General features: G+C 45.9%; 11 protein-coding genes. 3 read left to right on the plus strand and 8 right to left on the minus strand.

The window, feature by feature from the left end:
- The coding region (locus Xinn_RS22900; RefSeq protein ID WP_244590258.1) for an IS66 family transposase at positions 1 to 370 on the plus strand (370 nt) is incomplete at its 5' end.
- A gap of 107 nt (positions 371 to 477) precedes the next feature.
- Here the strand turns inward: Xinn_RS22900 and Xinn_RS18410 are convergent.
- From Xinn_RS18410 to Xinn_RS18445, 8 genes are all read right to left on the minus strand, one after another.
- On the minus strand, positions 478 to 945 hold the full coding sequence (locus tag Xinn_RS18410) for a DUF6392 family protein (RefSeq protein WP_086954402.1): 468 nt from the start codon (positions 943 to 945) through the stop codon (positions 478 to 480).
- Positions 942 to 1,799 (minus strand): S-type pyocin domain-containing protein, encoded by an 858-nt coding sequence (locus tag Xinn_RS18415; RefSeq protein ID WP_086954403.1) that lies wholly within the window; start codon positions 1,797 to 1,799, stop codon positions 942 to 944. Before Xinn_RS18415 ends, Xinn_RS18410 begins: the two co-directional genes overlap by 4 nt.
- Before the next feature lie 112 nt (positions 1,800 to 1,911).
- Positions 1,912 to 2,367 carry an SUKH-3 domain-containing protein gene (locus Xinn_RS18420; protein WP_086954404.1) on the minus strand — a complete coding sequence of 152 codons (456 nt, stop codon included), beginning with the start codon at positions 2,365 to 2,367 and terminating at the stop codon, positions 1,912 to 1,914.
- Positions 2,368 to 2,643: 276 nt separating this feature from the next.
- Positions 2,644 to 3,264: a hypothetical protein gene (locus Xinn_RS18425; protein WP_086954405.1), complete on the minus strand. Its 621-nt coding sequence runs from the start codon at positions 3,262 to 3,264 to the stop codon at positions 2,644 to 2,646.
- A 22-nt stretch (positions 3,265 to 3,286) separates the two neighbouring features.
- Positions 3,287 to 5,209: an S-type pyocin domain-containing protein gene (locus Xinn_RS23340; RefSeq protein WP_086954406.1), complete on the minus strand. Its 1,923-nt coding sequence runs from the start codon at positions 5,207 to 5,209 to the stop codon at positions 3,287 to 3,289.
- Between the two features lie 18 nt (positions 5,210 to 5,227).
- Entirely contained in the window at positions 5,228 to 6,004 is a 777-nt protein-coding gene (locus Xinn_RS18435) for a DUF4123 domain-containing protein (protein ID WP_086954407.1), read from the minus strand.
- Positions 6,001 to 7,965: a type VI secretion system Vgr family protein gene (locus Xinn_RS18440; protein WP_086954408.1), complete on the minus strand. Its 1,965-nt coding sequence runs from the start codon at positions 7,963 to 7,965 to the stop codon at positions 6,001 to 6,003. The genes Xinn_RS18435 and Xinn_RS18440 overlap by 4 nt, the downstream gene beginning before the upstream one ends.
- A 9-nt stretch (positions 7,966 to 7,974) precedes the next feature.
- Positions 7,975 to 9,720: a type VI secretion system baseplate subunit TssF gene (locus Xinn_RS18445; RefSeq protein ID WP_086954409.1), complete on the minus strand. Its 1,746-nt coding sequence runs from the start codon at positions 9,718 to 9,720 to the stop codon at positions 7,975 to 7,977.
- Positions 9,721 to 10,098: 378 nt separating this feature from the next.
- Here Xinn_RS18445 and Xinn_RS18450 point away from each other — a divergent pair, with 378 nt between their 5' ends.
- Positions 10,099 to 10,521 carry a hypothetical protein gene (locus tag Xinn_RS18450; protein ID WP_086954410.1) on the plus strand — a complete coding sequence of 141 codons (423 nt, stop codon included), beginning with the start codon at positions 10,099 to 10,101 and terminating at the stop codon, positions 10,519 to 10,521.
- 498 nt (positions 10,522 to 11,019) lie between these two features.
- A complete protein-coding gene (locus tag Xinn_RS18455) occupies positions 11,020 to 11,355 on the plus strand; it encodes an immunity protein YezG family protein (RefSeq protein WP_086954411.1) in 336 nt (111 codons plus the stop codon).
- The last annotated feature ends 50 nt before the right edge of the window (positions 11,356 to 11,405 follow it).

Raw genomic sequence — 11,405 nt, forward strand, 5'->3', positions numbered from 1 at the left:
CATTTGTGCAACCGCAGTCACAGTCATGTTGTACGGTGGTAGCAATTTAGCCAGTGCGGCAGATTTACGTTCAGGTGAAATACGTGTCATTTTTTTCTCTATCAGTGTTGTTAATGAGGGTGACAACTATGCTGACAGAGAGGGCAACAATCGGACTGAAAGGGCCATCAAACCGTTTGTCATCGGGCGAAAAGCGTGGCTGTTCAGCCATACCCCGCGCGGTACGCAGGCGAGTGCGATTCTCTACAGTGTCATTGAAACGGCAAAAGCCAATGGACTGATCCCCTCCGAGCATGTCATGACTTGTCTGGATGAGTTATGTCAGTCCGCCCCGGATCTGGAAAAAGATGATAAGCAAGGGATAGTTTAGTTGACGCTTACAAGTAGGTAATGGAAAAGATGTGAATATCCGAGCGGCCTACTTTTCGGCTTGGTTTATGAATGGCGGAAAATAACCGCCATTGTATATATTAATCGTCACCAACTTACTTCTGATGTGAGTATGAATGTTATTTCTTTTACATTCTCTTGCAGATCATAGTCAAGTTGCATACTTACAGGAACTTCAAATTTCAATGCAGAATACAACTCTGTCCAACCAACTTCCTTTTTTATACGCTTACGTGGTGGCAAAAATTTATCGGGTGTTCCTAATTTTTCATGCATCCACTGCCTACCCATTAAAGGATTCAATGGATAAGGTAACACATTAGGGAATTCCCAATTAATTCTCTTTTCATCAAGCAAAGTAAGCGTAATTTCTTTCAAAAGTGTTTCGTTTCTATGAAATGCTAAAAAAACACCTTCTTTAATCATATCAAGAGTTATAACATCAGATCCTGCAAAACCACTAGGCTTAGTTTTATATTCTATAATACCAATATTGACAATTTCTTGATAAGATTTGCCTAGGCTGTTAACTAACGCTTTGATATTGACTGTCATTTACTATATAACCCCTGTTCGTCATTAATTTTGTGCATCTTAGCACGCGCGTCTTCTAACTCTTTCTCTGTTGCCCCATACTCCTTAAGTGCGGGTTTTACTGCATCAAAATTACTATCCATAGCTTTGCGTAAATCCAATGAATCATCTTCTATTCTAGATTTATTTCTTCCGCCGTATGTTTCACTGACTTTTCTATGAACATCAGCAGGAACTATTAGGGCAGCAACATCCTTAGCTAATTCTGCCAAATCTTTTTCTTTAAGGTCGGGGTACAATCGTTTGAAATATAATCGTACTGCCGCAGCTGAGGGCATATGATCGGTATGATGACCATCTCTGGGTCTACCCTGAAAACTACTATACAAATCAACTTCCAAAAATTTAGTCGGAGGTTTACTCAAATAAACATAAATCGCCGGAATACCCGATATAGGAAATATCAGAATATAATCGCGGAAATCCTTTTCCTGTGGTGCTGGAGTGGTCAGTTTAGTCGGCCCATGCTCTCTCGCATCCGGTATCGGCGTAGTAGTGCTATTTCCCCCGATTTCATTCGGATCCTGCTGTGGGTTGACGTAAGCGCCATCCCGCCAGTCCCTTTCCTCAGGTATGGGCAGTCCCGGTGTCTGCCCGGTGACTTTAGGATCCAGCACAGCGACTTTGACATTGACGGTAGAATCTTGTGAAACCGATTTATCAATATCCTGCTGGGATAATCCACCGGATACTGCATTCTCCACAAAACGGTAGCGAACACGGGTGTTCGCCGTACCCTTTGCATCAGCAATTTTCTTTAGGCCTTCATGGTTGAATAAATCACCGTTATCGCCATTCCACAAGTTTCGTAGCATTATCCCTAATACATGGACAGATGCACTGGCAAGTTGATATTCACGGGTAAGACTGGACTGTATGCCTACCTTTAATTTTGAAAGATAGCCATATACGATGTCAAAGTGAGGTTTATTTTTCTAGTTGTGTAAAATCATGTTCAAAAAATAAATTTTGTAGTGCAGATTCAACATCATTTCCTATTAAGCAAAAATAATCATCATATCCACCATAAAAACCACCAGATTCAGATAGGAAAAATGTCATATGTTCAGAAACACCTATACCTATCGGACATAACTTATTTTCAATTATTTTTTCATAGTGTTCTACCCACAATGGGTCTAACCAATTAGCCGGTTTAGTAGGTGTAAAATCACTCACATCTATATCTGTCGGATCAGCATAAGCTTCATGTTCAATCTTTATTCCACCTAAATTATGAAAAAATTTCATAGCATTATGATGAACATCATAACCTTTTGCCTCTAGTGCAGATAAATATTTATCAATATTTATTGACCTATTTTGAAACCAGCCACTTATAAGTAGCCTTTCTTTTATTTCATTATTAAATGAATAATGCATATACTACCCCGTTAATACTTTGATGCTGCGTATTTTCATCTAAGTAGAGTACTAAATTAAATCTATCAATCTCACCACAATTATTCATAGACCACAGTTCTGAACTCTTCAAAGGCATTTCAACACCAAGCTTCGATGATATATTTTATGGTTTCGAATCACCAAAACTATAAAAAACGTCTACTGCATCAATATATGAATGATTTTGATGCTACCGGAAGACCATAAAGATCTTTCCGGCTTATTTTTGTTAATTAAATCAAAATAGTTATTAATTTAAAACTTACCACATGGAAATAATCCAGATAACATCTCTTTGTAAGATCTTATTTCCTCTCTATTTTTAAATTTTAAAATTGAGTTATATAAATAAAGCCCCAGCCAATAAACACTGACATAAGAAAAATATTCATGTTTATTATTTTTTGAAAACCCAACAATGAAATCTAATGTTTTTACTATCTCATCATAACACTGGTCTTTATTTAAAGCATCTATTGTGAATTTTTTAAGAGACATGTAAATATTTTCAAATTCTTTAGCCTTTAATCTATTTTCTAACTCTTCATAATTTACAAATAGAGCAGACTCCATATCAAGGATAAGTATATCGTCAATAACATACTTTTTTTTGTCACTTATAGATTTTATATAGTTGATTAAATTAACACTTTGACTCGATTCTATTATAGGTAAAATAATTGACGAATCAGTTAATATGTCTAGATATCTATCTGAAACAGAACTATAAACCTCGATGAGGAAGTCTTCATCATCAACATCCATTAGGTTAATAATTGGCCAAAAAACATTATCTGGATAATTATACCACATATGGAAATCAAGTATTTTGTCGCATTCTTCTTTAATTTTAAAAATTCTATTTTTATTATCCATTTAAATATATCTCTTACAAAAATTAAGGTTGAATTTTATTATCTGGAAAAATAGAGCCACCACCCTCAGGATCTAATATCACCCTAATAAAAACACCATTATGAGTCCCAGAGGTCATAGTTCCTCCTGAAGCCATATCTGTTGTCACACTATTAGATGAATTTAAAATCTCTTTTCCTGCATTTTTTATATCTACATCAGTCCAATCTTCTGGGAACCACGATTGACCTATTCCTGTCTTTTTAAGTTTGCTTGGATGACTTGGAACATTCCCCACTCGGACACCATTAGGATATGTATGTTCTACATTGTAAGTGATACCTCTAGATTCTAACTCTTGAATAGCTGACTGTCCATGACCACCACTTTTCAACCTTCCATTAGGGAACGTTTTTCTAATTTTGGGAGGCATATCTGTAGCTTCTGTCCAATCGCCTTTACTCGCATGCCTAACAATATCATCTGTTATAGCTGAAGTTATATGTGAATCATTATCGCCATAACTATTACTCAAATAAACATAAATCGCCGGAATATTCGAGACAGGGAAGATCAGAATATAATCGCGGAAATCCTTTTCCTGTGGTGCTGGAGTGGTCAGTTTAGTCGGCCCATGCTCTCTCGCATCCGGTATCGGCGTAGTAGTGCTATTTCCCCCGATTTCATTCGGATCCTGCTGTGGGTTGACGTAAGCACCATCCCGCCAGCCTCTCTCTTCTGGTATCGGAAGCCCCGGTGTCTGGCCTGTAGCTTGGGGATCCAACACGGCTACTTTGGCGTTTACCGTAGAATTTTGTGGAACAGATTGATTAAGATCACTCTGCGATAATTCACCTGTCAGCGCATCCGCATACCAGACCAATGCCGGCGAGGATGCCCCATCTTCCCGAAATTCATACCGGTTTAAGGATTCATTATACTGAACATGGCGGACTTTAACCTTCTCCATACCTGCGTTCTCAGCAGTATGGTACCCCACTGCAGTCAGCTGCCCTGTCTGTGCATTTTCCACAAAACGGTAGCGAACACGAGTTTCCACCGTGCCTTTTGCATCAGCGATTTCCTTTAAGCTTTCTGGACTCAGTAAATCTTTATCTTTGTCACTATCTCCCCACAAGTTCCGTAGCATGACCCCCGCAGTAGTCAAAAAAGTCTGCATCGCAAAATAACTACTTGTAGCTGGAGCAGAGCGAAACACACCTACGTTGTTTTGCTGACTTTGGGATGACTTAGATATCAAAATACGAATTATTTCTTCCGTCTCTAATTCATTACCCCTGTTCATAGCGGAACCAGCCTTGGCTCCTAAAGCGGTGAGTATCCTTGTTCCTCCCATTCGCACTAACATCTGAGGAGACAAAGGAACCATTCCATACGCCGGCTCTATCACCTGCATTTCACCAAAATTGGTATGCGGCTCAGTTTCTGTACCTGCATCGGTGCACCCTGCGGGTTGCAGGCAGGATTTGGCAAAGACCGGTTTCGCGATGCGGGCGATTTCCAGTACATGTCGGCGGTTATGGCCGGGTCTCGCAATAAATCCCGGGTAACCGGGATCAGGATAGTATCTTGACGCTAACAGCGCATCCTGTGTCCAGCCTTTCACGTCCGGTGTCGCGTCACTGATATCCCCCGGCACCAGTTGATGATAAGCCCCCGTCCCTTTTGGTGTTTCGATGACCTCTGACGGTGACTTTTCAACCAGCTGCTCAGCCAGTTTCTGCCCGTCCACATGCAGGATCATCGGCTTCGGCGGTAAATTCTCTTCTTTCAGTATCCCCTGACCATCGGTCACTCCACTGGCCTTCACAATGCCATCCCAGCTTTTCAGGGTATAAGGCAGGCCGCCCAGCGGCTTACCCTGATTATCGGTCAGTTGAAATTCCAGCCAGTGTGTGAATACCTTATCGCAGGCAACACCATCCAATCGTCCTGTCTCACTCATTAACGTAATCCTTTTCAGTTAAGGGGTTATCCCGCTCTCTGCCAGAAAGTCCTGCACGGTCAGTGCCTGAAGACGGTTACCCTGCTGACGGCGGTGTCTCAGCCAGCCAGACAGCCGCTGCGCCAGCGCCCCGCTCGGGGTATCCAGCTTCATGGCCAGTTCACCCTGCGCTTCCCACAGTTCATAGGTCAGGGTCTGCGCATAGCCTTCCAGTGCCACATCAGACTGTTCCCACGCCGCAATCAAATGCGGCTCCAGCACAAAAGGGCGTTCAGTCTGGCTCGGCGGGCAGTTTTCCGGGCGGCTGAACACCGTCGGAGCAGGCATATCGATCATCAGTGCCGTCACCGGATTCAGCAGGGAGGTCCAGTCGGTGGGCTGCATGGCCGGCATCAGCACCCGGGCAATGCGGGTATCCATCAGACGAAAGACCACCTGTTCATCGCGCAGGGTTGCAAACTGATGCCGCTGCCAGTGAGATAACTGGTTTTGCCATGGAATTTCACTGCGATATGCCCAGCCCCAGCTTTCATCACTGAGAGCCCGGCGATCCAGCAAACGCCCGAGCGCCGCGAGACTGCCGGCCTTCGGCTGGATTAACCACGGTCCCTGATCCATCAGATGCGCCAGTGGCGTACCGCTGTAGAGAGGAAAAGCCTGTGCCACCCAGTCATTGGCATAAAAGAGGTCAACGGGATTGGGCACCGCCAGCTGATTGACTATAAAGAAAACCGGCGCGTGGTGGGGTGTGCTGAGCCAGGTTGTCCAGGCGGTGTTTTTTAAGCTGGCTGTCATGATTTCCCTCCCGGCGACTTAATCACCCACGCGGCGCTTTCCTGTGCCTGACAGGCGCAGTATTTTTTGACCGGAAATTTGACATCCGGCAGAGCCGGCACGCCTTCCGGTAATTGCAGGGCAATTCCCCGCCCGCTGCTGCCGGAACCGGCCCCCACATTAATCATGGAAGACTGGATACAGCCCGGCGTCACTTTGATAAATGCCCCGCCCACTTTCAGGCTGATTTCCGTGGCGGCTTCCAGTACAATCCTGCCGCCGCTTTTGACGTGAGTTTCCTGCGCACTTTCACTGAGCAGCGCATCGCCGGCCTGAATATGCTGTGACCCCGTAATACGGTGGGAAACATCGCCTTCGGTGCTGTATTTCCGGCTGCCCTTGACCTGCGAATGCTCGTCCGCCTGAATATCGCTGTAATGGTTATTGTCGATACGCTGTTTCTGGTCATGCTTGATATGCCAGTGCACATCATTTTCGATATGGGCCGTGAAATCCTTCTGACCGTGGATATACACTTCCTCACTGCCCTTTGCATCCTCAAAGCGCAGTTCGTTGAACCCGTCCCCCTTGTGGGTCTGGGTTCTGAATGTCGTGCGGGTTTTCTCTGCCGGTAAATCCAGCGGCGGCCGGTTGCGGCCGTTGTAGGTGCATCCGGTGACAATCGGCCGGTCGATATCGCCATTGAGGTAGGACACGATAACTTCCTGACCGATACGCGGGATCGCCATAAAACCAAAACCGTGCCCGTTCCAGCCCTGCGCCACACGAACCCAGCAGGATGAGCCGTCACCCGGTTCATCGTAGCGGTTCCAGTGGAAATGGACTTTTATCGCCCCATGCTCGTTGACGAAAATCTCCTCACCTTCCGGCCCGACAACCGTGGCCACTTCATCCCCGTCGGCCATCGGTTTGTAACGGTAAGGCGGCCGCCAGTCGTCCCAGCCCGGAATAAAGGTGAGACTGTTAGTCAGGGTCGTGCCTTCACCGGCGGTGCCTGCCGCCTGAGGCTGGACACCATGGTGCGTGATACTGACCACCTGCCAGCGATCGTTCATCGTGGCAATCGGATGACGGTTGAGCACAAAAATTTTGCCCGGTCGCAACTGAATACAGTTGGTACTGGCCGATCCCATTTTACTTTCACTGTTGATCTGATTGAGGCGCAGCAGGGATTGCGGCTGACCTTCTGCGTCCAACTGAAAACGCCCGTAACTTTCAAACACCCCGTGCCCGTGCCCCTGTTCCCGTCTAGCCTCATGTTGCAGCGGATAGGACGGACGCAGGAAATTATTGTCTTTGTGGACAAATTCATCGGGGCAGAGAAATTCACCATAACGCCACTGGGAAACAGCTGTGTCGGTATTATCCGTGTCGGCCTGCGGGTTATAGGTCAGGAACAGACCGGCCAGCATGCCAAGGTGAGAATTGCTGTAAAAAAGTTTATCTTCCTCAAACCAGAAGGTAATGCCTTCTTCCGCCGCCAGCCGGCACCAGAAATCATAAGCCGACTCGCGTTTCTGCGTGGTGTATTCCCGCACCGGATGATAGCCTTCCTCTTCATAGAATTTGCTGTCTGACTTAATGTGGTGCTCTTTCAACAACTGTTTAAGCATATCCGGCACGGTCAGACGGTGAAAAATGCGACTGTCCTGATTAAGGGTCATGCGCCACATTTCCGGCCGGATCGTGAACGTGTAATACGTGCGTCTGCCGTCACTGTTCCCCTGCTCTGCGCCGGCCACGATACCATTAATAGTGCGTTCCACCACACCATCACGTCTTATCGTCAGGGACGCGGCCATCCCTAACTGTTCGCCGAGCAAGACCGTATCCAGCGCACTGACCACGGTCAGGTTCAGATGATACAACTCAGACAGGGCTTCCCGCAGACTGAACTCCACGACCTGAAAAGTGGTGGCGGGCAGTTTGCCGATTTGACAGGTAAAGACTAATCCATCCATTGTTTATCCTTACATTATGGGTCGATATCCCCGAAGGGGAGACGGTGACAGACGCCACTGCTCGCCGGAAGGCTGGCAGATAACGTCCATCAGCATCAGCATGTCATTGCTGAGGAAAAACGGCAGGAACTGGTAGAGCGCATCGGCAAAACGGAATAACTCGCCCCGGCTGGCATACGCGTTTTCATCCAGTGTCAGGGTGATATACAGGCAACGGTGCGGCTGCCCCTTTACCAGCCTGTCGCCGGCTTCCGACTTAATTTCCCGTATACCGTCAATCTGTTGCCGCAAATGGCGGCTGATTTGCCGATCGTGGTCAGGGTATAAATCGTAATCCCGCAACAATTGCCGGAGCGCATCCGCCGACAGCAGCACGTAACTGCTCATGGCGTAATGGGACAACAGGGACCAGTGCCGTTCGCTGTCCGCCATGGGCGGATAACTGGCTGAAACCGGGGTCACGGTACGTATCTGAAAGCGATCCGGCAGATTTTCGGTCAGGCAGTCTGTCCCTGTCGCCAAGGTTATCGGCCGGGGATCAAATGATGCAAAATGGCAGGTAAACTGGCGTCGGGGCGGCGTTTCCATCGGTTTTGACCGGCAGTCATAAAACACCAGCGCGTATTCCAACCGCCCCAGTGCATCACAGGTCAGTTCCAGCGCATAAAACCAGGCTTCATCATACTCAGACTGGTAACGGGACATGCCCGTTAACTGACTGATCGGATAAAACCGGCCGGCTTCCCCCCGCGTCCGATCCTGTTCACCGGGTTCACCTTTCAGGGTAATGTCGGTCACCTGCAATACCCGCTGATGCGGCGCCAGTGGCAACGGATAGCGCGCGGTCTCCGGCCTGAAAGGCAGCGTGAGCCGTTCCGGACGGCCATTCACCACCGGCACACAGTGCAACAGAAACGCACCGGCCAGCTGTTCATCAGACAGTGACAGTAACGTGTCCAGTTTCAGGGTGAGCGTGAAGGTCCGGTTATCCGTCATCGGCAAGCGCCGGGATTTAACGGGATACGGCATATCCAGCGTCAGGAAATGATGAACATGGGGTAGATAAAAGGATTCCATCAGCAGTTGCGGCGCCCAGTTTCCCGCAGCTACGGGCGGAGATAAAACCAGCCGTTCCGCCCCGGAGCGCGGAGCAAATCGCAGGGTTTCCATCACATAGCGTTGCCCGTTATGGTGCAACTCACCGCCATAACAATAACGACACAATCCCAGCAACAGGTTGTCTGCGACAGTGTCATCAGCGCTGAGAAAGAACTCGATGGGCCGGGCCTCCCAATAATCATCCTTGCCGGTGTACACAAAAGTCAGGGTGATTTGCGTTTCCTGCTCATGATGGCTGATGGCCCGTCCGACCTGCATCAACGGCTGGACATCACATTGCCGGGCCGTGATAAACGTTTGTCCGGCAGGCACCTGAACTTTCGTCTCGGACGGCAGTGAGAACGCGAAATCCGCGTCTTTTTCGCCCACAATCTGCATAATGCCCGTGGCAGGCAGACCTTTTATCGGCTGTGCCTGCAAACGCTGCAATAAGGGTTGTGTCAGCTCCGGAAACCCATCATCAATTTTCTGGCTTGTCCGGGCCATTAAGGCAGCAAACCCTTCATTTAAACGCTCAACCCCAGGGTCCCGTCCACTGAGGATATCCGCCAGATGCGGCTTCTCTTCCTGTGTCAGTTTCTCCCGTTCCCGCAGGTACGTCAGTTCCTGCTGAAAATAGCGTTCAAATTGATCCATCACGCCGTCCTTTTATACCGGTATCCGATCGCTTAAAAAATAGGACAGCATGCTAAACGATTTGATGGTGAAATTAAAATCAACTGATAAGAAATATTACCCAAATAAGAGTGGTAATAAGACGGAGTCTGGTGAATTCCTCTGAATAAACCGATAAAATGGTCATAAGGCATGATGATAAACGCTATTTTTATTAAACATTTTTAAAAAATAAATCCCTGACCCAAAAGTCTGAAAATTAAAACACCTTGCTATATTGTGATTTTGATCACGATTTATTTTTACAAAACAAAGGGAAGACCGAGAGACCCGGATTTGTTGCAGTCAACACAGAATCTGTTATACCGTGTTTTTCTATCATCTTTATAGGAACAACGTATGAAATCATGGATACAAGGATCAGAAATTGATGAGCACATTGATTTAATAGGAGATGACAATGCCGAATATTACAGAAAAGCACTTATCGACTATGTTAATCAGTATCAGGATGAATGTCCTTCAGACTATCTCGAAGAAGTCTGGCTCTATATGCAGATAAAATCTGAAACAGGCGATATGGACTTTACCGCTGTTCCTGATGAAATCATCGAAGCAATAGAAATCGGCCGTTATGAATATTGCTTTAGTTTGAATGAGATTGCATCAGCCTACAAAATCTTGGTTAAACCGCAACCAATTACCTGCACTGACATTAAGTCCTTCGCCAATCATATGCTCGAAGCTTTTTCCTGTTATTTGCCGGAAGATGCGTTTTTCAATCAGGAAATCCAAAGATTAAAAGGCATATTAGCAAAGTGAATAAACCACGGGATGTGACCCTTTTCATTGAATAGGCTACTAAACCTGACAGTTTTTCTGTAACTTATCAGATAGGTAATGAAAGGCCGATAAGAAAAGGGATTATAAACACCGGGAGGTCAATAATGGTAAGTGATGATGAACTTCATTCAGGGGTTGTCGTATATTATACGAATTGGCTCCCGATGATGCACAGAAGATTTTACTGGATGTAGAGTTATCCCCCGAAAATAATCATGCTAAATTTCTATATGACTACATTGATGGGAATAGGTATAAAAAGTGTTTATCACTATCACCAAAAACAGATAAAGACTTCATAGAGAATTTAGCAATATTACACAGACGAACGGCTGATCTAAATAGTATGAAAGCTTAATCTTTTTCGACCTTGAAAAATGAAAATTAATATAGAATTAAAATAAGAAGATTAACTGAACAACACTGCCATCCATGGAATGGAGCTATTTATTCACTACAGACGGTAAAAGGTAAATAATGGATTTAGACGATGAAATATATGCCGAAATGGGTCAACTCCTGTACAACGCAGCGCCGGATGACGCAAAAAAAATCATTATGGACGCACAATTATCCTCAGATGGTCGTTGTTGCCAATTTAAATACAATTACATCAATGATAGTAATGATAAACAGTGGTTTTTACCCGAGGATGGACTCACAGATCATAAATTAAGAGAACTGTTAGTGTCACTCAGGCAATTTTTTGTCGACAACATCCATTCCGAACAACCGCCGCATTGGTCAGGCTGTATAGTGACCGTGGATGTGGAAAAAATGAAGATCAATGTTGACTTCAAATACGAAGACTAACCTGAACGCGATCCCGGCACCGTGCTGGGATCTTTCTTTAAAAACCTACC

This window comes from Xenorhabdus innexi (assembly GCF_002632485.1).
Taxonomy (GTDB): Bacteria; Pseudomonadota; Gammaproteobacteria; order Enterobacterales; family Enterobacteriaceae; genus Xenorhabdus; species Xenorhabdus innexi.